The organism is Deinococcus aerophilus (assembly GCF_014647075.1).
Lineage (GTDB): Bacteria > Deinococcota > Deinococci > Deinococcales > Deinococcaceae > Deinococcus > Deinococcus aerophilus.
In genome coordinates, this window is sequence record NZ_BMOM01000038.1 from 1 (window position 1) to 24,302 (window position 24,302).

The window sequence follows — 24,302 nt, forward strand, 5'->3', positions numbered from 1 at the left end:
CCCCTCCTCAAACCACCCTTGAGGTCGGCTGGCAACTCGTTTTCCGTCCAATCTCATAAAATCTGTCAGGCCGCCAGGGGCGGCGACTGGATTGATCAAATGCTGGGGCTAATCAAATGCTGTGGCGATCAAGTACCGCGCGGGCTCTGGCAAGGTCCAGCAGGCCGGTGCGCCGGCGAGCCCTGAAACCCAGCAATCAACGAGATCGGCGGCTGATCCTGCCTGTGACCGGGCGTACCGGGAGGCCGCCTGCGTCTGTGATTCAGGCGCCCACCCCGCGGCGCACCGGAATCAGCCCCGCTTCGTGGGCAGCCCGGCCGCCTGCCATGCCTGGATGCCGCCGCTGAGGTTGTAGACCTCGTAGCCATGCTCGGTGAGCAGCTTGGCGGCGCTGCGCGAGCGGTTGCCACTCGCACACTGGGTGATCAGCACCTTGTCCTTCGGAAGCCGGTCAAGCTGCCCGGGAAGCTGGTCGAGGGGCACGCTTCTGGAGTGCGCAATGGACAGGGCCCTGCGCTCGGCGGCGGTGCGGACATCAAGCAGCAGGGCGCCCGCCCGCACCCGGGCCTGCGCTTCCTGGGGAGTAATGGAGGGGATGGCGGGTGTCGGCGTCATGCGGAGACGGGTCCGGAGCCAGTTGAGCATACGTACCTCCTGAGGTGACCGAACTATATACCCCCAGGGGGTATGTGGTCAACGGGGCGACCTCGCAGAATCCAGCGCTGCGGGCTTCAGCGCTGCGGCCGTATCTGCCCAGGGCAATGGAACCACAGTCAGGAGGGGGGGAGCGGGGCGATAGGGGGGTCCCGGTCCTGATCCAGCAGGGCCTGCCATTCGCCGGCGCAGCGGCCGTCCGGGGTCAGCGGGCAGTGACGGGCCAGCGGCAGTTCCTGAAGGGGACCGTCCAGACGCTGGCAGATGTGTTCGCCTGCCTTGACCCGCGCGGCCAGGGCCAGGGTATCCGCCATCGGCAGGTCGTTGACGTCGTCACGCAGGAATTTCAGGAACCGGCGGTAATGCTCGATGGCCGTGTACTTGCTTTCCACCACCGACAGGCAGGTCATCAGGCGCTGGTGGTACTGTTCCCCCACGTAGGGATCGGCCTGCAGAGCCCCGACGAGCGCCTGCACCGAATGTCCGCAGTCCTGGTGTTCGCAGTGCAACAGGCTCAGTTCCAGCGTGGCCCGCACGTACGCGGACTTGTGTTCCTCGCGGGCGTTCAGTGCCCACTCGGCATCTTCTCCGGCCAGGAAATCGCCGCCGTATGTCTGGACCGCGCGCTCCAGCGCCCCGGTTCTGTCGGTGGCGGCGTCATGCTCGGCCTCGTTGAGCCCCGCGTAAAGCGCATACACATCCGACGACCGCCAGACTGCGGGGGCCAGCCGGTAACGCCCGTGCTGTTCGGTAACCGCCCCGGGCAGCCCCAGCGAGGTGCGCAGACGGTGCAGGGTGACACGAAACCGGTTTCTGGTGGTGCTGTTCACGTCCTGCTCCCACAGGTCGGCGAACAGCTGCGACCGGGTGCGGCCCTCGGGAAAGGAAAGCAGGTACAGCAGCAGATCGCGTGCACTCTGCGCACTCCAGCGCACTTCCTGGTCGCCCAGCAGCACCCGGGTCTGACCGAAGGTCCGGATCTGCAGCTCGAGCACGTTGACTCCTCGGGACTTCCCCTGAGGGGAGCGCTGGGGTGTCCAGCCCTATCTGGCCCTTCAGGAATTCCAGAAAAGGGGATGAAATCCTACCTTCCAGCATAGCCGACAGCGCCGCCCGGCGGGTGAGCAGGGGTGAAGGTTCCGCGCCGGTAATGCCGGGGTAACGTGGGCCCGCCACAATGCCCGGCGCTGGGCCCGCGGGGCTTCCAGAGCGCCCTCAGCTTCAAGGGCATGAGGGTGGAGGACTCCGGCCACCAGACCTGGGCGTCGGGCCTGCCGCTGCGCGAAAGGGGGAAGGGGTGTTCAGACATGTTCTGGTACCGGTGGATTTCGGGCCCTGCAGCGTGCGTGCCATCGCCCAGACCTGTGAGCTGACCCGCTGGTCTGGCGGACAGGTCACCCTGCTGCATGTGCTGGAGCAGGAAGGAAAGGAGACGCTGGCCCAGCAGCAGCTCACGGCCCTGGGCCGCTGGTGCCGCCGCCCCCCGAGTGTGCTCATCGTGCCCGCACACGCCGGGGTGGTGGCGACCATTCTCAGGGTGGCCGAGCGCCTGCACGCCGACCTGCTGGTGCTGGGGGCGCACGGGCGGCACGATCCGGGTCGCCGCGCGCTGGGCCGGGTCACCTGCGGCGTGCTGCTCTCGGCGCGCACACCGGTGCAGATCTCTCCTCAGATGACGGATCCCGCCGCGCACCCTCTGGAGCGCTGGCACGCTGTGGGGAGGCTGTAGGTCCCTCACGGCAGGGACCCCGGTCCATGCGGGTGCTGGCCGCGGCCCGGGCCGAAGTGGGGTCAGCCGGGCTGCAGCTCGGGCTCGCCGCCGCTCGCCGCCACCCGGACCGTGTTCCGGCCGGCGGCCTTCGCGGCGTACAGCGCCTGATCGGCGGCCTTGAGCGTGCTGGTGATGTCCTGCGCGCCGTCCAGCGTGGCCACTCCGAAGCTGCCCGACAGGGCCAGGCCCGGGGTCAGGGCGTCCCAGGCCGCGTGGTACAGCGTGTCGCGCAGCCGGGTGCACACCGCCGCCGCCTCCTGCAGGGTCACGTCCGTGAGAATCACGATGAACTCCTCGCCGCCCAGCCGGGCGAGCAGGTCCTGTTCGCGCAGTTCGGCGCTCAGCAGCCGGGTCGCCTCGATCAGCACGGCGTCCCCGACCAGATGTCCGAAGGTGTCGTTCACGCGCTTGAACAGGTCGAGGTCCAGCAGCGCAATCGCGCTGGGGTGGCCCTGCTGGGCGCGGCCGTACAGCTCGCCCAGCACCTGCATGGCCTGCGTGCGGTTGGGAGCGCCGGTCAGCGGATCGCGCAGCGCGGCCTCGGCCAGGGCCAGGGCCCGCACCTCGGTCTCGCGGACCTGATGCTCAATCTGGCTGACCAGGGCGCGCTGCTGGTGGTAATCACGGTACAGGTTCTCCACGCCGCGCGTCACCGCCTGCTGGGTCTCGAAGGCCTCGCGGTAGCGGCCCGCGCGGGCATATGCATTGGCCAGCACCTCGCGTGAGCGGGCTTCCCACAACTCGGAGGCTGCCTCGCCAAAGTACCGGACGCCCAGCTCTGCGTCCCGGATGGCTCCTTCCAGATCACCGCTCCGCGAAAACACGCGGCTGCGGTCAAGCAGCGCCCGGCCGTACAGCAGCGGCAGGTCGGCGTCCCGCGTGACCCGCACATGCTCGTCGGCCAGGGCCCTGGCCTCGGGCAGGGTACCGGCCCACAGCGCGTGACGGGTCAGGGCGTCCAGCACCGCCGAGGCGTCCTGCACGCTCAGTTCGTCGCCCCGGTCCAGCAGCGCTGCCACGAGGGCGCGGGACACGGCCAGCTGGCGTTCGCTCGTCTCGCGCAGGTGGGGGTCGCCGTCTCCGGCCATCAGGGCTTCCGAGACGGCGACCACAAAATTGACGTGGAAAATCTCCCACAGCTGATGGGCGTCGGGTTCCAGCAGGCCCGGCATCCACGGAGACGTCAGCAGTTCCAGCAGGAGCCGGGCGGCCTGACGGTAATTGCGGCGTTCCAGCTCGAAGTGCGAAGAATTGACGGCCGCCAGGGCCACGCCCCGCTGGTCGCCGAGTTCCTCGGCCAGCGTGCGCGCCAGCAGAAACTCCCGCTGCGCACCGGCGTCGTCGTAGGATTCCAGCATGGCCAGGGCCAGCGTCACGTGGGCCTTGACCTGCAGGCGGCCGTCACCGCTGGCCCGCGCGCACTGCACGCAGCCCAGAGCGTGCTCCATGGCCGCCGCGAGGTCCTTGAGGTCGAAGGCGACATACGCCGCGTCACGGTGCGCCAGGGCCTGCGCGGCTGCGCCGCTGCCAGCGTCCGCCGCCTGCAGCTTCAGGACGCGCAGTTCCTCGCGCAGGGCCGACCTGCCGGCTCCCTGAGTGGCGCCGGTGCTCACGGGGGACGCGCTGCCCTGGGGGGTCATGGCCTCGTTATCCGTCATAACCGAACAGCGCCTCAAAACTCGCGAGCGCCTGGGGATCGAACTGACTGCCTGCTCCCCGGCGCAGTTCCTCCATGGCCTGCGCGTGGGTCCATGCGGGCTTGTAGGGCCGTTTGCTGACCAGGGCGTCGTAGACATCAACCACGCTGAAGATGCGGGCGAGCATGGGAATGGTCTCGCCCCGGAGCCCATCGGGATAGCCGCGGCCGTCCCAGCGTTCATGGTGGGACCGGACCACGGCGCGCACCTCACGCGGCACGAAGACCTCATCGCGCAGCATGTGGTCACCGACAACGACATGCTTTTGCATCGCGCGGCGCTCCTCGGGCGTCAGGGGTCCCGGTTTGCGCAGGATGTCGTCGCCCAGCGTGACCTTGCCGATGTCGTGCAGGTAGGCGCCCCAGCGCAGATTCTGCAGGGCCTCATCGCCGAGCCCCAGCGCCCGGCCCAGACGCAGCGACAGGGTGGTCACACGGTCGGTGTGGCCCGAGGTTTCCCCGTCGCGCCCCTCCAGCATCCGGCCAATGGAACGCAGCGCCGCCTCGCGCATCTGGCGCATGTTCTGAAAGTCCCTGATCCGCTCCTGTGCGCGGTCCACGCGCGCCGCAACCATGTCGAGCAGAGACACGATTTCTGCGGGAAGTGGACGGGGCGTGTCCAGATTCATCAGGCCGATCACGCCGACCACGTCCTCGCCGCAGCGCAGCGGAGCGGCCAGTGCCGAGCGCACCCGCGTCATGTCCGGCCGGGCGCCCGGGTAGGACAGGTAGTCGGCAACCGCCACGCTGCGCCGGGTGGCAAGGACATCCGCGACCAGGCCACGGGGCACATGCGGCTCGCGCAGCGCGGCGCCGGCTGCCTGGGTCACCTCCACGTCCCCCTGAATCATGGTCATGTATGTAAGGCCCTGCCCGTTGACGCCCATCACGACGCCGATGGAAAAGCCGCTCAGGGCGAGCAGCAGGTTCAGGGCCTCGCGGGCGATGTCGTCGGGGTGCGAGAGGGCCTCAAGCTGAACGGACAGCGACGCGAGCTGTTCGTATTGCCGGGCGCTGCGCTGGGCATCGTCCAGAGCCTTCCAGCGGCTGTAGGCCACGCCGGCCACCTGCCCCAGCAGCAGCAGCAGCTGCGCGTCGGCGTCGCCCAGGATCTCGGGACTGTCTGTGGTGTCGGCGGACAGAACGCCCAGCACCCGACCGTCCGGATCGAGCAGCGGAACCCCCAGATACATACCTGGCCGCGGCCGGCCGGCCAGAAAATGGGCCTCCCGGCTGGTGTAGACCTCTTCCACCAGCACCGGTTGCTCCGTGGAGATCACGTGCCACCCGAGACCGGTTCCGCGCGGCAACCGGCGGCCGATGGCCAGCTCGGAACGTTGGCCGGCGCCGGCCACGACCTCAAGCACGTCGATATCGGCCCGGTACAGTGAGATCATCACGGTGGTCGCCCGGGTTTTTTGCAGGGCGAGCGTCACGCAGCGCCCGAAGGCGTCGTCGGCCGATTGGGCGAGCAGCACCACAGTCTGGACGTCCAGTTCGGGTTTCTGCACATCTGGGGTGGAAACGCGGACCTCGGTCATCAACAGCCCGGTCGGTACCCGCCTTCCCACTGCTTGCTCTCGGGAGCACGGGTCGTCATGTTCCACAGCATAGCGTCTGGGTCTGTCTGAGACCTCACAAAATGATGAACGTCGGCGGATGAACCCTTTTGGCACCCTGCCACAGCCGGGACGGGCGGCGGCACACTGCATCCGCCCGCCAGCGAGCGTCTGCTCTAGCATGCGCCCATGCAGACACGTGTTCTGGGCCACTCCGGCCTGCAGGTTTCCGTGGTGGGCCTCGGGTGCAACAACTTTGGCGGCCGCCTCGATCAGGCGGCCACCGACGGCGTCGTCCGCCGGGCCCTGGACCAGGGCGTCACCCTCTTCGATACCGCCGATGTCTACGGCAACCGGGGCGGTTCGGAAACCATGCTGGGCCGGGCCCTGGGGCAGGAGCGACCGGCGGTCGTGCTGGCCAGCAAGTTCGGGCTGCCGATGGACGATAGCGGAACGCTTCAGGGCGCCCGCCCCGCCTACATCCGTCAGGCCCTGGAGGCCAGCCTGAGGCGCCTGGGCACCGATTACCTGGACCTGTATCAGCTGCACCGCCCCGATCCGCACACCCCCATCGAGGACACGCTGGGCACCCTCGACGAACTGGTCCGCGAAGGGCTGGTGCGCCACATCGGCGTGTCGAACATGGACGCTGCGGGGGTCCGGGACGCCGACGACCTCGCCCGGCAGCGGGACTGGAGCCGGGTGACCTCCTGCCAGGACGAGTACAGTCTGCTGGTGCGTGATCTGGAGCGCGAACTGCTTCCCACCATGCGGGACCTCGGCGTGGGATTGCTGCCGTATTTCCCGCTGGCCAGCGGCCTGCTGACCGGAAAGTACCGCGCAGGCGAGCCGCTGCCAGAGGGTGCCCGGATCACCGGATCGGAGGGCGCGCAGAGCCGGTACCTGACCGAGCGCAACTGGCGCGTGGTCGGAGAGCTGCGGGACTTCGCCGCGGCGCGGGGGCACACCCTGCTGGAACTGGCCTTCAGCTGGCTGCTGGCCCATGACGTGACCAGCAGCGTGATTGCCGGGGCCACCCGCCCCGAGCAGATTGATCAGAACGTGGCGGCGGCCAGCTGGACACTTAGCCCGCAGGATCTGGCGGAGGTGAACCGCATCACCTCTGCCTGAGTGCCTGCCTGGGGCGCGACAGGGTCCCGGTTCCTGACGCTCAGGCGTGGCCTTGCAGGGCGGCCTCGCGCTGCACGTTGTTCCGGCCGGTGTGCTTGGCCCGGTACAGCGCGAGATCGGCGGCGCTCAGGGTGGCGTTCAGGTCCCGCTGACCATCAAGTCGGGCGACCCCAAAACTGGCGGATGTCCGCAGCCCCTGGGCCACGTCGTTCCAGTCCAGGGCGGCAATCACGGCCCGCAGGCGCTCACAGGCCTCGGCAGCGGCTTCCAGGGTCACTCCGGTCAGGATCACCACGAACTCCTCGCCGCCGAAGCGGGCCACACCGTCGTCCGACCGGATCTCGGCCCTCAGCCGCTGGGCGACCCGGGTGAGCACCGCGTCCCCTGTGGCGTGCCCATAGGTGTCGTTGACGGCCTTGAAGTGGTCCAGGTCCAGCAGGGCCAGGGCGTGGTGGCTGCCCTGCTGCGCCTGCCGGTAAAGCCGGTCGAGCATCTGCATGGCGTGGGCCCGGTTCGGAATACCGGTCAGGGCGTCGTGCAGGGCGGCGTCCGCGTACACCTCGGCCCGGACCTCGGCATCCCGGGCCTGCTGGGTGATCTGGCCCAGCAGGGCGCGCTGCTGATGGTATTGCCGGTACAGCGCCTCCACGTGCCGCGTGACCTCGCGCTGGATCTCAAAAGCGGCCTGGAACTGCTGGGTGTGCGCGTAGGCGTCGGCCAGCGCCTCGCGGCCTCGGATGATCCACAGCTCCTGATTCACCGCCTCGAACTGCCGGATGGCCGCCTGGGCGTCCTCGATGACGCCGGCCCACTCGCCCCCCCGGGCCTTGACCGTGCTGCGGCTGAGCAGCGCCTGACCGTACATCACGTCGCTGCCGATCGAGCGGGCCAGCTCCACCCGGTCATCTGCATACCGCTCGGCGCCGCGCAGGTCATCCTCCCACAGGGCATACCGGGCCAGCGCGTCGAGCACGTCCGGGGCGCGGAAGGTGTTGGCGAGGCCGGTGCGGGAGTCGCTGAGCGCCCTGAGGACGTGGGCCGAGTGCGTCAGGTGGGACCTGAGCCCCGGGATGGCCCCGACCAGGGGGTCTGCCCTTTTCAGGGCCTCGGAGCCGCTTACCAGCAGATTGATGTGAAAGGCCTGACGCAGCTCGGTGGATTCCGGCAGGTCCAGGCCCACCGCATGCGGGGACTCCAGCAACTCGCACAGCCGCAGGGCCGCCTGAGCGTAGGCCTCGCGCTCGATCTGGTAGTGCGCCGCATTCACGGTGACCAGCGCCACGCCGCGGTCGTCGCCCACCTCCTTGGACAGGATCTCGGCGCGGTCAAAGTGCTCGGCGGCGCCCAGGTCGTCGTAGACCTCTGCCTGCACGATGCCCATGGCCACATGGGCCTTGATTTCCAGGGGCACGTTCTGGGAAGTGCGCGCCAGTTCCAGGCAGGCCAGCGCGTGGCCCAGGGCCGTTGCGGGGTCGCCCACATCCAGGGCGATGTACACGGCTTGACGGTGCAGCGAGAACAGGGTCTGCGCATCCTGCGTGGTCTGAATCTGCTTGGTCAGGCTGCGCAGTTCGTCGCGCATGACCTCCATGGACGGTAGAGCCGAGTGGGTCATGCGCCCCTGTTCCGGATCATCATCTTCAACATGTCCTGCACCTCCATCCCATCGTTTCAACGTAGAACATTCGTTCTTGCAACGGACATACGCCGCTTCTGCATTTGGTTGATGAACGCGGCGTGACAGCGGCCTGCCGGCACAAAAGCGCCCATCAAGAAAGCGTGAGGGTCCCGGTTTGGACCGCCGGACCTACAGTGGGGGTATGAAGATCGGAATCCTGGGAGCGGGACACATCGGTCAGGCGCTCGCCCGGTTGCTCGCGCAGGCGGGGCATGACGTCGGTCTGAGCAACTCGCGCGGCCCTGAGACGCTGCGGGACCTCACCGAGCGCCTGGGCCACGGTATCAAGGCCTTCAGCAACGAGGACGCGGCCCGCTTCGGTGATCTGGTGATCGAAACCGTGCCCTTCGGCCGGTATGCAGAGCTGCCCACCGTCCAGCTCACGGACAAGATCGTCATCGACACCGCCAACTATTACCCGCAGCGTGACGGCCCGATTGACCTGGGCGGCCTCTCGGAGAGTGCGTTCATGGCCAGTCACCTGGGCGGGGCGCGTGTGGTCAAGGCCTTTAACACCATCCATGCGGCCCATCTGGAGACCCAGGGGGACGTTGGCAAGCCCCTGGAGGAGCGGCGCGCGATTCCGGTGGCCAGCGACGACGCCGAGGCCAAGGCAGTGGTCAGCGACCTCATCAAGGCCATCGGCTTTGCGCCGGTGGACAACGGGGATCTCGAACACAGCAGGTCCCAGCAGCCGGGAACGCCCGTCTACGGTCAGGATCTGACGGCCCGTCAGGCACGCGAGGTCCTGGCCGTTCGGTAACTCCGGGGTGCGGTCCGTGCCCGGCGCGCCAGACCATGTCTCCTGAGCGGGGGCCGGGGTGCGGGCCGCTCAGGGGGTGAAATGTGCTGGTCGTGGGCTGGGACAACGGGAAGATTTCCCACGAGGTCAACCTCCCGAAAGCAAATGAAAGGTGCATGGGCGGCGGGAGGCTCTGCTCCGCGTGCTGGCGTCCGTTTATTCCTACGGATGTAAGGCCAAATGTAAGGCGAACGTAAGAGTCCAAACCTTAATTTTGTCCTCAGGATTGCTTTCTCAGTACCGAGAACGCTCCTAAATCCCCATGCGTAGAGAGAGGTTTGCCGGACTGTGACACACTTTCATCTGCCGGCAGAGAACAGCCTTGCCCCCACCGCCGATCTTCCTGCGGGCTTCCACGTTCTGCGGCGCGCAGCACAGTTTTCCCCCGAGCTCACCCTGCTGCTGGACGCTCAGGGCCGCATTCAGTTTGCGAATTCAGCCGTCGGCAGCAGGCTGGGATTTGTGCCCACCGGTCTGGACGCGGGCAGCCTGGTGCATCCCGACGACTGGGCGGCGCTGATCGGCCGCCTTAAATGCTCGCATCCCGCCCGCGACACCGACCTGCCAGCCTTCCGGATGCAGTCTGCCGAGGGCGAATGGCTGTGGCTCACGGGCCGGGCCACCCACTTTCTGGACAATCCCGCCGTCCGGGCCGTGCTGGTTCACCTGCGCCCCACCGGCCGCAAGCGTGATCTGCACCGGGCTGCCCTGGCCCGGCTCAGCCGCGTCCTCAGCGGGACGTACCACGTTCCGGAGGTAGTGGACGCGGTGTTTGGAGAGGGTCTGGCTGCCGTGGGCGCGGCTGCGGGCGCCATCCTGCTGATCGGCGCGGACGGCGAGCACCTCGAAATGATCGGCCACGCCGGGTATGCGGTGAGTGCCAACTCCACATGGCGCCGCATTCCCCTCATCCGGGATGTCCCCGTGAGCCACGCCGTCCGCGATCAACGGGCAATCTTCCTGAGTGACGCCGAGTTGCAGGCGCAGTATCCAGACATCCATCAGATTCATGCTCCCTTCAAGAGCCTCGCCGCCCTGCCGCTGGTTGTCGGAGAGCGGGTGATCGGCGCGGTGTTGCTGTCCTTCCAGCACGACCGCCGCTTCGACACCGACGAGCAGGAGTTCCTGTTGACCGTTGCCGATCTGTGTGCGCCGGCCCTGGACCGCAGCCGCCTTCACCTTGAACTTCAGCGGGAGCAGGACTGGCACGCAACGGTCACGCAGAATTCCTCGGATGTCGTGGCGATCATTGACGAGCGGGGAATAATCGTCTACGAAAGCGGTTCCGTCGAACGCATGCTCGGATACTCACCCGCCGAGATGGTGGGAAGAAGTGCCTTCGATCTGATCTACCCCGAAGATCATGGTCTGATCCAGCACGCGCTGGCCAGCCTGATGCCGAACGGCGAACCGGCGTCTGCGACCTACCGCTTTCTGCACCGTGATGGGCATTGGGTCTGGCTGGAAAGTCTGGCCATGGACCTGCGCCACCATCCCCACATTCAGGGCATTCTGGTGAATTCCCGTGACGTCACCGCCCGGGTAGAGGCGCAGGCCGCGCGGGAGCAGGCCCGGAAGGAGATGGAATTCAGTGAGCAGAACTTCCGGCGCCTCGCCGAGAATTCCGGCGATCTGGTGCGGCAGTACGACGCCTGTGGCCGGGTCGAGTACTGCTCGCCCTCTTCGCGGGAATTGCTGGGCTATGACCCCGAGGAGATGATGGGGCAGGACCCGCTGTGCTTCATTCATCCCGACGATCAGTCGGTGCTGCGCGCGGCGTTTGATCAGCGCCTGACGCCCGGCACCGAGCGGCGGAAGTTCGAATACCGTCTGCGCCGCAAGGACGGCCGGTATATGTGGGTGGAGACGACCTTCCGGGTGCTGCGCGAACCGCAATCCGAGCAGATCGGGGCGTTCATCGGCACCACCCGCGACATCGAGCAGCGCAAGCATGCCGAGCACCTGCTGCACACGCAGCTCGACCGCTACCGGCACCTGCTGGACTTCACGGTCTCGATGGAACAGCACCACACGGCCATTGATCTCGCGGGCGAGGCGCTGCACAAGGCCCTGAGCCTAACCGAGTACGACTACGGATATGCCTTTTCCTACGACGACGGAGTCGTTCAGGTGCTGGCCGAGGCCGGCTTGCCTCCCGCCGTCGCTGCGCCGGGCAGGGACCTGAGCCGGCTGCCCCTGACCACGGCAGTCCGGCGGGCCCTGCAGCAGCGTGAGGCCTACTTTCTGGAAGGCGACCAGCCGGTATTCGAGCCCGCCGAGTTTCTGCCGCGCGGCCACTGGGTCTCGCTGTGCCTGCTGCCCATTACCCGGCAGGGCAAACTGGTGTCGGTGCTGGTGTTCGGCACCGATCAGGTCATCACCACCAGCGCCGACACCCGGCAGCTGCTGCGCAATGTCACGGCCCGCCTGGGGCACGCCCTGGAACGTCAGCATCACCTGGAACAGCTCAACACCTCGCGCGAGGAGACCCTGCGCGCCCTGGGTCTGGCGCTGGAATACCGCGATTACGAGACCAAGGGACATACCGACCGGGTGGTTCGCCTGACCGAGCGTCTGGGATGCGCGCTGGGCTTTGCCGGCGCGGACCTCGCGGCGCTGCGCTGGGGCGCTTTCCTGCACGATACCGGCAAGGTGGCCATCCCGGACGCCATCCTGCTCAAGCCCGGCAAGCTCACCCCCGAGGAATGGGACCTCATCAAACGGCACCCGGGCATCGGCTTTGAGATGCTGCACCACATTCCGTCGCTGCCCGCCACCACCCTGGAAGTTGTGCTGTACCACCAGGAGCGCTGGAACGGCAGCGGTTACCCCAAGGGCCTGGAAGGCACGTCCATTCCTCTGGCTGCGCGGGTCTTCGCCGTGGTGGACATCTATGACGCGCTGACCAGCGAGCGGCCCTACAAGCCGGCGTGGACGCATGAGCAGGCGGTGGCGCAACTCAGGAAGGAGGCGGGAGTGTTGCTGGACGCGCGGGTGGTCCGGACCTTCCTGCACATGCTGAGTCTGGAAGCCACCGAACACACCGACGCGGGATCCATCCTCGACGCTGACATTTCCCTCACGGAGCACATGCATGAATGACCCCAAGGGCTCCACTTTCGCGCGGCAGTCCAATGTGAAGGTCGCCGGCACGGGCGAGCGAACGATCCTCTGCGCCCACGGCTTCTGCTCCAACCAGGGGGTCTTCCGGCATCAGATCCGGGCCTTTGGGCCCACGCACCGTGTGGTCAGCTACGATCTGGCCGGATTCGGTCAGTCTGCCCCGGCGCTGTGGGACGCCCGGCGATACGCCTCGCTGCAGGGGTACGCCGAGGACATGGTGCAGCTGATCGACGAGCTGGAGCTGAGCCACATCACCCTGATGGCGGCCTCGATGAGTGCCATGGTCGGCCTCCTCGCCTCGCTGGCCCGCCCGGAGCGCTTCGAGGCGCTGATTCTGATCAGCGCCTCGCCCCGCTACCTGAACGATGACCCGTACTACGGCGGCTTTCAGCAACCGGATGTGGACAGCTTCTATCAGCTGGTCGACTCACAGCAGGCCTGGGCCGACGCCCTGGTTGGCATGATGCTCAACCGGCCGGTGTCGCTGCCGCTGCAGGAGATTGCGGAGAGCGTCCAGGGCGTGACTCCGCAGGTGGCCGGTGTGGTGGCGCGCGCCATCTTTCAGTCGGATTTCCGTGCCCTGCTGCCCCAGGTGACGCATCCGGTGCTGGTCACGCAGACCCGGGCCGACAGCGTCGTGCCGGAAAGCGTCGGACACCACCTGCACCGCCATCTGCCGCAGGCGACGCTGGAATTCCTGCCGGGGGTGGGGCACATGCCGAACTTCACCGAGCCCGAGCACTTTAACCGGGTGGCCGGTGGGTTCCTCCGGGGGATTCAGGCCGCTTCATGAAGGTCGGCGTCGTGACCGCTGCCGATACATGGGGTGTTCCAGCACGGGGTTGAGGACAGCAAAGACGGAGCGCAGTGGGCCATTGAGCCACTGCGCCCCACGCATCTGATTGTTTTGCAGGAAGGGGATCGGACTTCTGCACCGCCGTCCCACCGCCGTCTGACGGCCGACCTGTTTCCCGGGGCGGGATAGAGCGACTGCTAGGACAGGCGGGGGCGACCGACGAGTACGGTCCGCCACTCATCACGCTCGGGGAAGTACCGCACCTCGAACTCGGCCGGGGGCTCGAGCCGCACCTGCGCTGGGCGCTGGGAAAGACGTGGGCGCTTTGGGCGGCCGATATGGGCAGAGGAAGTGGTGGGCTCGAGCCGCAGATTGGCGGGCGCTGTGGCCGGGACCGGGCGGACAGGGCCGCCGGTCAGGTGGGGTCGGGATGGAGCATCGGTGAGTTTGGCGGAATTCATGGTGCCTCCTGACTCCAGCTGGGCCGGGCACTTCTTTGGCGGAAGCTGCGCGGCCGGTGCTGAGCTCAGCCTGCCGCAGGAGCTCTGACGAAACTCTGACTGCGCCGCTCCATGTAGATGGACCGTAGTCGTCACGGAGGGTCGGGACTGTGCAGGGGATGACCGGGTGGCCGAGCTGTAAAGAGGGGATAAAAGGGCGCTAAAGGGGCGGGGGCGCAACTGTAATCGTCCTCCGGGCCACGGATGCCGGGCCTATAGCCGTGAATGGACGCTGCGTGACCGGGCAGGAATCTGAGATATAGATCAGGGCATGAGCGCTCCTCCAGCAGACGTCGAGGAAGTCCGCCCCCCCGGGGTCGATCCTCGGATCCGGGTGTTCCATGCCGGTGAGGAGGTCGATACCTTCGTGGTCCTGACCCGGCGTTTCGCCGTGTTTATCGACACCATGTCCACTCCAGCGCTGATGCGGCAGGTGATTGAGCGGGTCCGGCCGGCCCTCCAGGGACGCCCGGTGCTGGTGGTCAACACCCACGCCGACTGGGACCACGTCTACGGCAACCAGCTGTTCGCGGCCGGGGGAGAGTTGCCGGGACTGATCGTCGGCAGCTTCCGGACCCGCCAGCGGCTGCTGGACCCGGCGGCGTCCGGGCGTCTGGCGGCCCAGCAGGCCGAGGACCGGCGTTTTGAGGAAGTCCGGCTGGTCCCGCCCGAGGTGGTCTTCACGGAGGGACTTACCCTGGACGGCGGTGACCTGACCCTGGAACTGATCCCAACGCCGGGCCACACCCCCGACCACTGTTCGGTCTGGATTCCCGAACTGCGCACGCTGCTTGCGGGAGACGCGGCGGAATTCCCCTTTCCGAGCGTGCAGTCGGGCGAGACGCTGGAACAGGTGCGCAACTCCCTGCGGCGTCTGGTCGCGCTGGACCCGGCTGTGGTCTTGCCCTGTCATGGCGGGACCACCGATCCGGCCCTGCTCGAGCACAACCTCACGTACTTCCGCGTGTTGCGCGAGGCGCTGCAGGACAGCCCGCTGGCCGCCCGGGGAGCGTTCCTCAGCGACGGAGATCTGCCGCCGCCGCTGACCTATGAACACATCCTGGCCGGGCTGGGCGCCTCTCCGTCCCGTGTTCCCACGTTGTACCGCGAATTTCACCTTGACGCGGTGCGGGCCACGCTGGACGAGTGGGCGCAGCATACGCAGGGCCGTGCGCTCACCCCCGGGCGGACCGCGCCGGACTGAGCGCGCACGGTCCGCCCGCCACACAGGTCTGTGGAGTTCACGCTATGTTGGGTGGGCGAAATTCCCCTGCCTGCCATGACGACGCCAGACTCCCTGATTTCCCCGCCCCTGCCGTGGCTGGAAGCCCTGCCCGACCCGACCGTCCTCGTGGACCCCGCGGACGGCGGCCGGGTGCGCTCCGCGAACGTGCGGGCCGTCCTTTACTTTGGCCGCGACCTGCCGGCGTTGCGGGCCGGGACGCTGGAACAGCTTATTCCTGAACTGGCCGCCCAGGAGCCCGGCGCAGCGCCGCAGGCGCTCCGGCTGGCCGGAGCCGGCCCGTGGGCCTGGGTAGACGTGCGCCGCTTTCCGGTGGGCGACCTGCTGGCGGTGCAGCTCTCGGACGCCACTGCCCAGCACGTGGCCGAGACGAGCGGCCGCGTCCTGTCGGACCTGACGGCGGCGCTGTCGCGGGCGCTCAGTCGGGAGGAGGCCGCCGAGGTCGTGCTGCGCCAGGGGCGCGCGGCTCTGGCGGCGGCGTCGGCAAGCGTGTTCTGGTTCGACCCGGTGGCCGAAGAACTGGTTCCCGCGGGCACCTGCGGAGACAACCCGGCTGGTCCCGGCCCCCACTGCTCCGACGCAGCTTCCACGCTGGTGGCCGAGGCGTTGCAGTCGGGGCAGCCGCTGTTTCTGGGGGCCACTGAAGTGCGGGCGCGGTTGCGGCAAGACTCCGGGGTGCCGCTCAGCGCCGTGGCCGTGCCGCTGATGTTCGGTGCGCGGGCGCTGGGAGTGGTGCACTTCGGCTTCGTCCAGGACCGCGAATTCGGCGGCGCAGAGCGGCAGTTTGTACAGGCTGTGGCCGGGCAGCTCGCGCAGGCCGTCGAGCGCGTCCGCCTCGCCGCCGCAGAGCGCACGGCGCGCGAGCAGGCAACCTGCCTGCTGCACGTCGGCGAACGCCTGCTCACCCAGCAGGACCCGGTCGCCCTGCTGGGCGCGCTCGCCCGGCTGGCGGTGGAGGGTCAGGCAGACTGGTGCGCGGTATACACCGAGCGCGGCGGTGCCCTGTTGCCCCAGGTCTTTGCCCACCGTGATCCGCAGCAGCAGCAACTCGCGGCGGAGTACCTCGCGGCCTTTCCGCAGTGGGTGGACGGTCCGGGGCCGCTGGCGCTGGCCTACCGCGAAAACCGGGTGGTCCGGGTGCCGGTCATCACGCCGGAGATGGTGCAGGCTCTGGATCTGCCCGGGGAGCAGCTGGCCCTGCTGCAGGCGATGCAGGTCCGGTCGTCGCTGGCGGTGCCGCTGGTGGTGGGCGGGCAGCGGGTGGGGGTGCTGAGCCTGGTGCGGGTGGGGGGTGCGGAGCCCTACCAGGAACCCGACGAGGCCTTCGCGCAGGAGTTTGCCCGGCGGGCCTCCCTGGCCCTGAGCCACGCCCGGCTGACGGCCGAGCGCGAGGCGGCCCTGGCCGAGGCGCAATTGGAGCGGGCCCGACTCACCGCGAGCCAGGCCCGCTATCAGGCCCTGATCGAGGCGACCGCCCAGTACGTGTGGACGAACTCCCCGGACGGCGAGATGTTTGGCGAGCAGCCCGGCTGGGCCCAGCTCACCGGTCAGACCCAGCCGGAGTACCAGGGCTACGGCTGGGCCGACCGGCTGCATCCCGAGGACCGCGGGCCGGCCGTGGATGCGTGGCGCGACGCCGTCCGCACCCGCACGCTGTACCAGATCGAGCAGCGGGTGCGCGTGGCGGACGGCAGCTACCGCTCGTTTCTGGTGCGGGCGGTGCCGCTGCTCGCCCAGGACCACAGCCTGCGCGAGTGGGTCGGCCTGCACAGCGACATCACTGAACTCAAGCGCGCCGAACAGACCCTGCAGGCCTGGGGCCGCGAGCTGGAGCGGCAGGTCGAGGCCCAGACCCGCGAGCTGCGCGCCGCCAATGAGGAACTGGGGGCCTTCGTCTACACCGTGTCCCACGACCTGCGCGCGCCGGTGCGGCACGTCGGCTCGTTTGCGGGGCTGCTGCGCCGGAAAATCGGGGACCACCCTGGCCTGCTGAAATACGTGGACCAGATCGAGGGGGCCGCGACCCGCATGGAGGTGCTCACCGACGCCCTGCTCGGGCTGGCCCGGACCGGCGCGGCGCAGCTGGCCAAGACGCCGGTGGACCTCTCTGTGCTGGTGGACGCAGTGTGCGCGGACCTGGCCCCGGACCTGCACGGCCGGCAGGTGACGTGGCGCGTCGCGGACCTGCCGGCCGTGCAGGCCGACGCCGGGCTGCTGCGGCAGGTGATGGCGAATCTGCTGGGCAACGCCGTGAAGTACAGCCGGGGCCGCGGGCATACGGTGATCGAGGTCCGGGCCCAGGAAACTCCCCAGGAAGTGGTGGTGGCCGTGCAGGACAACGGAGTGGGCTTTGACCCGCAGTACACCGGCAAGCTGTTCGGGGTGTTCCAGCGCCTGCACCACCACAACGAATTCGAGGGCACCGGCGTGGGGCTGGCGAACGTAAGGCGCATCGTCGAGAAGCACGGCGGGCGGGTCTGGGCCGAGGGCCGGCCCGGCGAGGGAGCCACCTTTTTCTTCAGCCTGCCCCGCGGGTAAGTCAGACTCGTCCCCGGGTCCGCTTCACGGCTGGAGCTCAGCCGCTTGACAGCCGGCTCGCCTGCCAGTACTTGAGAAAGGTCTCGATCTGGTCCAGAAAACCCTCGAAGCTCGCAGACTTCGCGAGGTAGGAGCTGGCATGCAGCGTGTAGGCCTTGCGGATGTCGTCCTGCGCGTTGGACGTGGACAGCATGACGATGGGGATGGTGCTCAGGCGCGCGTCGTCCTTCATGGCCTCGAGCACCTCGAAGCCGTTCATGCCCGGCATGTTGATGTCGAGCAGGATCACGTCGGGTTGACAGGCCCCGGTGCGCAGCAGATTCAGCGCCTCCTCGCCACTCGCCGCGCAGGTCAGCCGGCAGTCGGGGCAGAGCTGATCAAAGGCCTCTTGGGCGAGCAGTTGATCGTGCAGACTATCGTCGATCAGCAGGTAGTGGAAGGACAGCGTCATTCCCCAGAGAATAGGCGTTCTGTGAAGAAAAAGGGCCAGACAGCGGCGTTCCTGCCGGCCGGGTGAAACTGGCCGGCCCGGGCGTGGGGCTGTGGCGTATCCTGGGGGTTATGCCTGAGCACTCTGTGACATGTCGTGTCGCCCTGGCCGCCTCCGCGGCCACCGGATGACCGATACCGGTTCCGATCTGCACCCCGGCGAGCTGCAGGCCATCATGGATGACAGCTCCGACTGCATCAAGGTGCTGGATCTGGACGGCCGTCTGCTCTCCATGAACGCCGGTGGGATGCAGGTCATGGAAATCGAGGACTTCAGCAGCTGTCAGCATGCTCCGTGGCCGACCTTCTGGGAGGGTGAGGGCCGCGCGCTGGTGGAACAGGCTGTCGAGGCGGCCCGGGGCGGACAGACCCGGACCTTTGAGGGACTGGCCCGGACGTTTGCCGGAACCCCGAGATGGTGGGAGGTCCGGGTCTCCCCGGTCCGCACCCCCGACGGTGAGATCACGCGGCTGCTCGCTGTTTCCCGGGACATCACCGTGCGCCGGACTCTGGAACAGGAACTGAGGGACACGCAGCGGCAACTGCGGGAGCGTGCCGAGACCCTGGAAGTGCAGGTGGGACAGCACGAACGGGCGCTGGCCGCCTTCGTGCGCTTCACGACGCAGGTGGCGAGCAGCACCGACCTGAAAGAACTCGGTGAGGCGGCCGGCGAGATCATCCGGGACGCCGTGGGCGGGGCCATGAGCGGGTTGTACCTCGTGCGGGGAGACACGGCCTACCCGGCGGCGTTTTCCAGCAACACCCCCCCGGAGGTGCGGCAGGCCCGCCAGGCCGGGGTCCCGCTGAACTCCCCGCTGGTCGCCGAGGCCCTGGCGCGGCGCGGCACCGCCTTCGTGCAGGGAGACGACGGCCGCCTGCAGTCTGTGGGCTACGCCAGTGCGCTCAGCGTCACGGCTTTTCACGCGCGCGGGCGTCCCTACGCCCTGTTCGCCACCGGCACCGGCCGCCCGGCGTGGACAGCCCACGAGCAGGCGATCATCGGCTCGGTGGGACAGGGGCTGGGCTTGGCCCTGGAACGGGCGCAGCAGACCCACCAGCTTCAGGAGCGCACAGCCGGCCTGGACGCCTTTGTGGCCTTCAGCGAGGCGTCGGGCGTGAGCACCGACCTTCTCGACCTGTCGCGCCGGGCGGTGGAGGTGCTGCAGGCCACCCTCGCGGACACCGTGGCCGCCTACCTGGAACCCGACGGGCCGCGCTGGAAGGCCCAGGTGTGGTCGGACCCCCTGACCCCCGAGGAAGCCGCGGATCTCGCGGCAGGCGTCGCCACGCAGCCGGTGGGGGGGCTGCAGGTGGTGGAATCCGGCCCGGAACCGGGGGCCAACGGGGCCTTCGGCACGCGGGCGTTCTACCCCTGCGTGGTGGGCGGCACGCTGCGCGGCCTGCTGGCCACCGGCACCCGGCGGACCGACGACTGGACCCCACGCAAGCAGGCGGTGTTCAGCGCGGTAGGCCGGAGCCTGACCCTGGCCCTCGAGCGGGCCGCGCAGGCCCAGGCCCTCACCGCGCAGCGCGACGCCCTCGATCTGCGGACGCAGGAGCTGCAGGCGGCCAACGAGGAACTCGAGGCCTTCACCTACTCGGCGTCGCATGATCTGCGCACGCCCATCCGGCACGTGATGGGCTTTGCTGACATGGCCGCGCGGGCGCTGGACCGGGGCCAACCGGACAAGGTCATCCACGCCCTGAGCGTGGTGCGTCAGGGAGCCACGCGCATGGAGCAGCTCATCGACGGCATGTTGATGCTGTCCCGGGCCGGTCGCCAGGACTTCCGGCCGCGCATGGTGGCGCTGGAACTGCTGATTGCCCAGGCCTACCGCGACGCCCGGCAGGAATTCCCGGCACAGGTGGTTGAGCTGCGTGCCCCTCCAGCGACCTCGGTGTGGGGAGACGCGACGCTGCTGCAACAGGTTCTGAGCAACCTGATCAGCAACGCCGTGAAGTATTCCAGCACGCGTGAGACCTCGGAGATCGAGGTGCGGGTGGAGGAACACGACGGCGCGTGGCAAATCTCGGTGCATGACAACGGCGTGGGCTTCGACCCGCGTCATGCCGGCAAACTGTTCGGAATCTTTCAGCGCCTGCACCCCCAGGACGCCTTTCCCGGTTCCGGGGTGGGCCTGGCCACGGTCCGCCGGATTGTCCTCAAGCACGGTGGGCAGGTCTTTGCCCACGCCCAGGAGGGCCGCGGTGCCACCTTCGGGTTCACGTTGAGCAAGCCCCCGGTCCCATAAGCGGGTAACCACGCCCGGCGGGCAGGCGGTCATCCACCGCATATGGGCAGACGCAGGGGCGGAGGGACTGCGGCAACGCCGGCATGTCGTGCCGGCTCTGGGGGCGCGGCGGGGATCACCCGCACCCCGCTGGGCCGCCAGATCGGGGGCGTCAACCCTGTGCTATAAAATTTCGCACGGATCGAGAGGGCCGGTTGCTTCAGGAGCCGCACCCTTTTGTGCGGTCTGCTTGTGCGGTCTGCCGCCGCCCAGCCGATGAGAGATCCGTCCCGCCCCGGTCAGAACGTTCCAGTTCAACAGACAGGAGGACCGCCCATGACGTCAGGCCCTGAAACCGGCAAGCCGCTTACCATCATCGCCAAGCTGAAGGCCCGGCCCGGCAAGGAACAGGAAGTGTATGACGCCTGCCGCGCGTTGCTGGAGCCCACCCGCGCCGAGGCGGGCTGTATCAACTACGACATGCACCGCTCCACCGAGGATCCCGGCGTCATCGTCTTCTACGAAAACTGGACCACCCGCGCCCTGTGGGACGCGCACATGCAGTCGCCGCACCTGACGTCCTTCAGCGCCGCGACCGCCGATACAGTCGAGCTGTGGGACATTGTTCAGGCCGAGAAGGTGGACGGATAAACCGGTGAAGATCACATTCTACGCACATGCGAGCTTCCGGCTTGAAGAGGGCGACCTGGCCGTGGTGACCGACCCCTACACGCCCGGTCCCAAGCCCGGCAGCGGTTTTGAGCCCATCGATGAACCTGCCGATCTGGTGATCATGAGCAGCAGCACCGACGACTTTCACAGCGACCCCAGCCACGTGCGGGGCCGGGGAGGAGGGCGTCCGGTCGTCGTGGACGCGCTGGAACTGCCGGAAGGGGGAACGACCGTGCTGGGCGTTCCCATCACGCCCTTTCCCGCTTTCGAGAGCAGAAACTATGACTTTCAGGGAGAGTTCGGCCGGCACCCCGATGCCAATGCGCTCTACCTGTTCACCCTGGGCGGCATCAATGTGCTGCACATGGGTGATACCGGCAACCCTGTTGCCCCGGAACATCTCGAGCAGCTCCGGGGCCGGGTGGATGTGCTGCTGGCCCTGGCGGGAGCACACGCCACCATCGCCTATGACGACCTGGACGCGGCCATCGGGGCCATCGGCCCGCGCATCATCATTCCGATGCATTACCACAGCCCGCGCGGCTGGCTCAACATCGAGCCGGTGGACGCCTTTCTGTCGCGTTACCCGGCCGGAATGATCACGCGGGTGGGCGGCCCCAGTCTGGAGGTCACGCCCGACACACTGCCGGCCGAGCCACACATTTATGTCCTCGACCAGACGCGCTAGTCGTCTGGTCTGGGGTCTGTGACGGCTTTTGTGCTTCGGGCCGTGTGTTCAGATGAAGGGCGCTCTGTGGAGGCAAAGCCTGTCCGGATACGGGCCGCCGTGGCGGGTCATCCAGGAGGGCGGCGAGGTCTGGTGCGCGACCGGGTGGCCGTACAACAGGGCCTGCCGATGACCCGGATGCTTCGTTCTCCGTCTGCGGGGCAGCCGGGTCCGGAAGGAGTATTTCTCACCCTGGGAGGTTTCCGCACCATGCCTGAACCGGACCAGAGGGGGCCGTTCGGGCTCGGCTTGACCGGGGATGCCGCGCGGGAGTGCGGTCCCCTCCGGCCCGGAAGGGACGCTCTGCCCGACCCGCCGCCATGCGTCCACGAGGGGCGCCTGCCGGGAAACAAACCAAGGAGACCCGCATGACTGCCCGACCCCGATGTACCATCCACGATCACCACTACGGCTGGGACAACAGCCTGCCGCCCGCGCTGGAAGTCGAGAGCGGCGAGACCATCGAATTTGAGGTGGTCGATTCCGGTGGGGGGCAGTTCACCCCCCGCTCCACCCACGCAGACGTCACGGCCCTGGATTTTTCCAGGATCAACCCGGTAACCGGCCCGGTTCACGTGCGCGGGGCACAGCCGGGCGACGCCCTGGTGGTGGACATTCTGGAGTTCCGGCCCTCAGGCTTCGGCTGGACGGCCAACATTCCCGGATTCGGGCTGCTGGCCGAGGAGTTTCCCGATCCGTACCTGAAACTGTGGCACTACGGCGAGGGCGCGGCGGAGTTCCTGCCCGGCATCACCGTGCCGGTGCGGCCCTTTCCCGGCACCATCGGCAACGCTCCCTCCGGGGCCGGCCACCACTCGGTCGTGCCGCCCCGGGCGGTGGGCGGCAATATGGACATCCGTGACCTGACGGCCGGCTCGACCCTGCATCTGCCGGTGGCCGTGCCCGGCGCCCTGTTCTCGGTGGGAGACACCCACGCGGCCCAGGGCGACGGCGAGGTCTGCGGCACCGCCATCGAGTCGGCCATGCACGTCACCCTGCGCTTCACCCTGAAAAAACAGGCACACCTCAAGACGCCTCGCTTCTCGACCCCGGGCCCCGTCACCGGGCACATCGACCACAAGGGCTACCACGTCACAACCGGACTCGGCCCCGACCTGTACGCCGCCGCGCAGGACGCCACCCGCGCCATGATCGAGTTCATGACGGCGGAATATGACCTGGGACCGCAAGACGCCTACCTGCTGTGCAGCGTTGCGGCGGATCTGCGAATCAGCGAGATCGTGGACGCCCCCAACTGGCTGGTGGGCCTGTACCTGCCCCGGAGCATCTTCCGGTAACAGTGCCGGAAGAGCCACCGCACCCCCGTCTGGTGCGCGGCATGATAGACAGAGTCGTGTTCTGGTCTGCTGGGGAGAAGGTCAATCTGTCGGGGGGCCCGCAGACCGGCCGCCCCCGCAACCACACCCGGCGAACTACTCCCGCTCTTTTCAGGTCAGGCCAGAACCGGGATGGTGGAGACGGCCCGGGCCGGGAACCCGTTCAGCGCGGCCCCGCCCGGTGAATCCGCCTGCCCTGGCGTCGCCGCGTCCCCTGTACGGCGCCCTGCTGTACTGCGCCGCCCTGCTGATGTTCGCGTGTCTGGACGGCACCACCAAGGTGCTCACCGCCCATTACCCGGTCCCGGTGGTTGCGGCCGTTCGCTACGGTACCCAGCTGCTGCTCATGACGGCGCTGCTGCCCCGGCCCCGGCGCACGCTGTTTGTTACCACCCGGCCGGTACTGGTGGCAGTGCGTTCTCTGAGTCTGGTGGTGGTGACCCTGATGATGGGGTACGCCCTGTCGCGTCTGCCCCTGGCGGAAGCCACCTCCATCGTGTTTCTGGCCCCCATGCTGCTCGCTCTGCTGGCGGGTCCGGTGCTGGGAGAGCGGCTGAGCATGTCGCGCTGGCTCGCGGTGATCGGCGGCTTTCTCGGCGTGCTGCTGGTCGTGCGCCCTGGGGGGACCCTCGATGCCCTGGGGGTGATGTTTGCGCTGCTCGCCGCGGTGTGCAACTCGATTTACCAGCTGCTGTCCCGGCTGCTTGTCGGCGAGCGGACCGTGAGCCTGCTGTACCAGTCGGCGGTGGCCGGAACCCTGGTCTTCGGGGTGGTTGCCCCCTTCGTGCTGGGTGGCCCGGCCCTGACCCCGGCCACCGTGGCGCTGATGTTCAGTCTGGGCGTCAGCGGAGGTCTGGGGCATCTGTTCTTCACGCTGGCCTTCCGGGAAGCTCCGACCTCGCTGCTCGCCCCACTGTCCTACCTGCAACTGTTGTGGGCGGCCCTGATCGGCCTGCTCGTGTTTCATCAGGTGCCGGACGCCCTCAGCCTGCTGGGGATGCTGGTGATTGCGGTATCCGGTATCAGCGTGGCCTTGAGGTCCACCCGCCGCCATACTCCGCTGGCCGACGCGTGAGGGGTGCCAGGGCGTCTGGTGGCGTCTCTTTTGGCGACGGGTCGTCAATGCGGCTGTAGGTGCGGGCGTGCAGCAGCAGTTCTCGCAGGCCGACTTCGCGCACGGCGCCGCCGTTCAAGGGGCGGACGGGAATCCAGGGTTCGTGCAGCAGGTTGAAGGTGGGGGGGCTGTTCACAGGGTGGTCCTCATGAATCCTCCGGTGGGTCAGGCGGTGTTGCGGGCGGGTGGGGTGTCGTAGCGGGCGAGGGTTTCGCGCAGTTCGGCGAGCCACGCCTCGCGG

At 68.2% G+C, this 24,302-nt stretch carries 20 protein-coding genes; 12 read left to right on the top strand and 8 right to left on the bottom strand.

Annotated elements, in window-relative coordinates; all coding sequences use genetic code 11:
• Nucleotides 1-291: 291 nt before the first annotated feature.
• Together IEY21_RS14895 and IEY21_RS14900 are read right to left on the bottom strand one after the other, a co-directional pair.
• Nucleotides 292-645 carry a rhodanese-like domain-containing protein gene (locus IEY21_RS14895; RefSeq protein WP_229753137.1) on the bottom strand — a complete coding sequence of 118 codons (354 nt, stop codon included), beginning with the start codon at nucleotides 643-645 and terminating at the stop codon, nucleotides 292-294.
• A 128-nt stretch (nucleotides 646-773) separates the two neighbouring features.
• Nucleotides 774-1,649, bottom strand: a complete 876-nt coding sequence (locus IEY21_RS14900; protein ID WP_188905141.1) for an AfsR/SARP family transcriptional regulator — start codon at nucleotides 1,647-1,649, stop codon at nucleotides 774-776.
• A 302-nt stretch (nucleotides 1,650-1,951) separates the two neighbouring features.
• On the opposite strand from IEY21_RS14900, the gene IEY21_RS14905 reads away from it, so the two are divergent.
• The gene (locus IEY21_RS14905) at nucleotides 1,952-2,383 is read left to right on the top strand and encodes a universal stress protein (protein WP_188905142.1); all 432 of its coding nucleotides are present in this window, start codon (nucleotides 1,952-1,954) and stop codon (nucleotides 2,381-2,383) included.
• 62 nt (nucleotides 2,384-2,445) lie between these two features.
• On the opposite strand, the gene IEY21_RS14910 is transcribed toward IEY21_RS14905, so the two are convergent.
• On the bottom strand, nucleotides 2,446-4,083 hold the full coding sequence (locus tag IEY21_RS14910; RefSeq protein WP_188905143.1) for a GGDEF domain-containing protein: 1,638 nt from the start codon (nucleotides 4,081-4,083) through the stop codon (nucleotides 2,446-2,448).
• Complete coding sequence (locus tag IEY21_RS14915) at nucleotides 4,073-5,632, bottom strand: HD domain-containing phosphohydrolase (RefSeq protein ID WP_188905144.1); 1,560 nt, start codon at nucleotides 5,630-5,632, stop codon at nucleotides 4,073-4,075. The genes IEY21_RS14910 and IEY21_RS14915 overlap by 11 nt, the downstream gene beginning before the upstream one ends.
• Before the next feature lie 237 nt (nucleotides 5,633-5,869).
• On the opposite strand from IEY21_RS14915, the gene IEY21_RS14920 reads away from it, so the two are divergent.
• Nucleotides 5,870-6,811 carry an aldo/keto reductase gene (locus IEY21_RS14920; protein ID WP_188905145.1) on the top strand — a complete coding sequence of 314 codons (942 nt, stop codon included), beginning with the start codon at nucleotides 5,870-5,872 and terminating at the stop codon, nucleotides 6,809-6,811.
• Between the two features lie 40 nt (nucleotides 6,812-6,851).
• Here IEY21_RS14920 and IEY21_RS14925 read toward each other — a convergent pair whose 3' ends face one another.
• Nucleotides 6,852-8,393 (bottom strand): GGDEF domain-containing protein, encoded by a 1,542-nt coding sequence (locus tag IEY21_RS14925; RefSeq protein ID WP_229753138.1) that lies wholly within the window; start codon nucleotides 8,391-8,393, stop codon nucleotides 6,852-6,854.
• A gap of 238 nt (nucleotides 8,394-8,631) precedes the next feature.
• Here IEY21_RS14925 and IEY21_RS14930 point away from each other — a divergent pair, with 238 nt between their 5' ends.
• From IEY21_RS14930 to IEY21_RS14940, 3 genes are all read left to right on the top strand, one after another.
• Nucleotides 8,632-9,252 carry an NADPH-dependent F420 reductase gene (locus tag IEY21_RS14930; RefSeq protein WP_188905147.1) on the top strand — a complete coding sequence of 207 codons (621 nt, stop codon included), beginning with the start codon at nucleotides 8,632-8,634 and terminating at the stop codon, nucleotides 9,250-9,252.
• 327 nt (nucleotides 9,253-9,579) lie between these two features.
• On the top strand, nucleotides 9,580-12,393 hold the full coding sequence (locus tag IEY21_RS14935) for a PAS domain S-box protein (RefSeq protein WP_229753139.1): 2,814 nt from the start codon (nucleotides 9,580-9,582) through the stop codon (nucleotides 12,391-12,393).
• Nucleotides 12,386-13,207, top strand: coding sequence for an alpha/beta fold hydrolase (locus IEY21_RS14940; RefSeq protein WP_188905148.1), 822 nt, complete (start codon nucleotides 12,386-12,388; stop codon nucleotides 13,205-13,207). Before IEY21_RS14935 ends, IEY21_RS14940 begins: the two co-directional genes overlap by 8 nt.
• A gap of 200 nt (nucleotides 13,208-13,407) precedes the next feature.
• On the opposite strand, the gene IEY21_RS14945 is transcribed toward IEY21_RS14940, so the two are convergent.
• The gene (locus IEY21_RS14945) at nucleotides 13,408-13,671 is read right to left on the bottom strand and encodes a hypothetical protein (protein ID WP_188905149.1); all 264 of its coding nucleotides are present in this window, start codon (nucleotides 13,669-13,671) and stop codon (nucleotides 13,408-13,410) included.
• A 310-nt stretch (nucleotides 13,672-13,981) separates the two neighbouring features.
• Between IEY21_RS14945 and IEY21_RS14950 the strand changes: the two genes are divergently transcribed.
• The gene (locus IEY21_RS14950; RefSeq protein WP_188905150.1) at nucleotides 13,982-14,914 is read left to right on the top strand and encodes an MBL fold metallo-hydrolase; all 933 of its coding nucleotides are present in this window, start codon (nucleotides 13,982-13,984) and stop codon (nucleotides 14,912-14,914) included.
• A 75-nt stretch (nucleotides 14,915-14,989) separates the two neighbouring features.
• Entirely contained in the window at nucleotides 14,990-17,491 is a 2,502-nt protein-coding gene (locus IEY21_RS14955; RefSeq protein WP_188905151.1) for an ATP-binding protein, read from the top strand.
• Nucleotides 17,492-17,528: 37 nt separating this feature from the next.
• Here IEY21_RS14955 and IEY21_RS14960 read toward each other — a convergent pair whose 3' ends face one another.
• Nucleotides 17,529-17,942, bottom strand: a complete 414-nt coding sequence (locus IEY21_RS14960) for a response regulator (protein WP_188905152.1) — start codon at nucleotides 17,940-17,942, stop codon at nucleotides 17,529-17,531.
• 166 nt (nucleotides 17,943-18,108) lie between these two features.
• Here IEY21_RS14960 and IEY21_RS14965 point away from each other — a divergent pair, with 166 nt between their 5' ends.
• The 5 genes from IEY21_RS14965 to IEY21_RS14985 all read left to right on the top strand — a co-directional run bounded on the left by IEY21_RS14965 (nucleotide 18,109) and on the right by IEY21_RS14985 (nucleotide 24,022).
• Nucleotides 18,109-20,232, top strand: coding sequence for a PAS domain-containing sensor histidine kinase (locus IEY21_RS14965; protein ID WP_188905153.1), 2,124 nt, complete (start codon nucleotides 18,109-18,111; stop codon nucleotides 20,230-20,232).
• A 315-nt stretch (nucleotides 20,233-20,547) separates the two neighbouring features.
• Entirely contained in the window at nucleotides 20,548-20,862 is a 315-nt protein-coding gene (locus tag IEY21_RS14970; protein WP_188905154.1) for a putative quinol monooxygenase, read from the top strand.
• Between the two features lie 4 nt (nucleotides 20,863-20,866).
• Entirely contained in the window at nucleotides 20,867-21,571 is a 705-nt protein-coding gene (locus IEY21_RS14975) for an MBL fold metallo-hydrolase (RefSeq protein WP_188905155.1), read from the top strand.
• Nucleotides 21,572-21,978: 407 nt separating this feature from the next.
• Nucleotides 21,979-22,908, top strand: coding sequence for an acetamidase/formamidase family protein (locus IEY21_RS14980; protein WP_188905156.1), 930 nt, complete (start codon nucleotides 21,979-21,981; stop codon nucleotides 22,906-22,908).
• A gap of 220 nt (nucleotides 22,909-23,128) precedes the next feature.
• Nucleotides 23,129-24,022, top strand: a complete 894-nt coding sequence (locus IEY21_RS14985) for a DMT family transporter (protein WP_188905157.1) — start codon at nucleotides 23,129-23,131, stop codon at nucleotides 24,020-24,022.
• Here IEY21_RS14985 and IEY21_RS16910 read toward each other — a convergent pair.
• Nucleotides 23,970-24,293 (bottom strand): type I-E CRISPR-associated protein Cse1/CasA, encoded by a 324-nt coding sequence (locus IEY21_RS16910; RefSeq protein ID WP_308424845.1) that lies wholly within the window; start codon nucleotides 24,291-24,293, stop codon nucleotides 23,970-23,972. The two genes, IEY21_RS14985 and IEY21_RS16910, sit on opposite strands and share 53 nt — an antisense overlap.
• Nucleotides 24,294-24,302 lie beyond the last annotated feature (9 nt).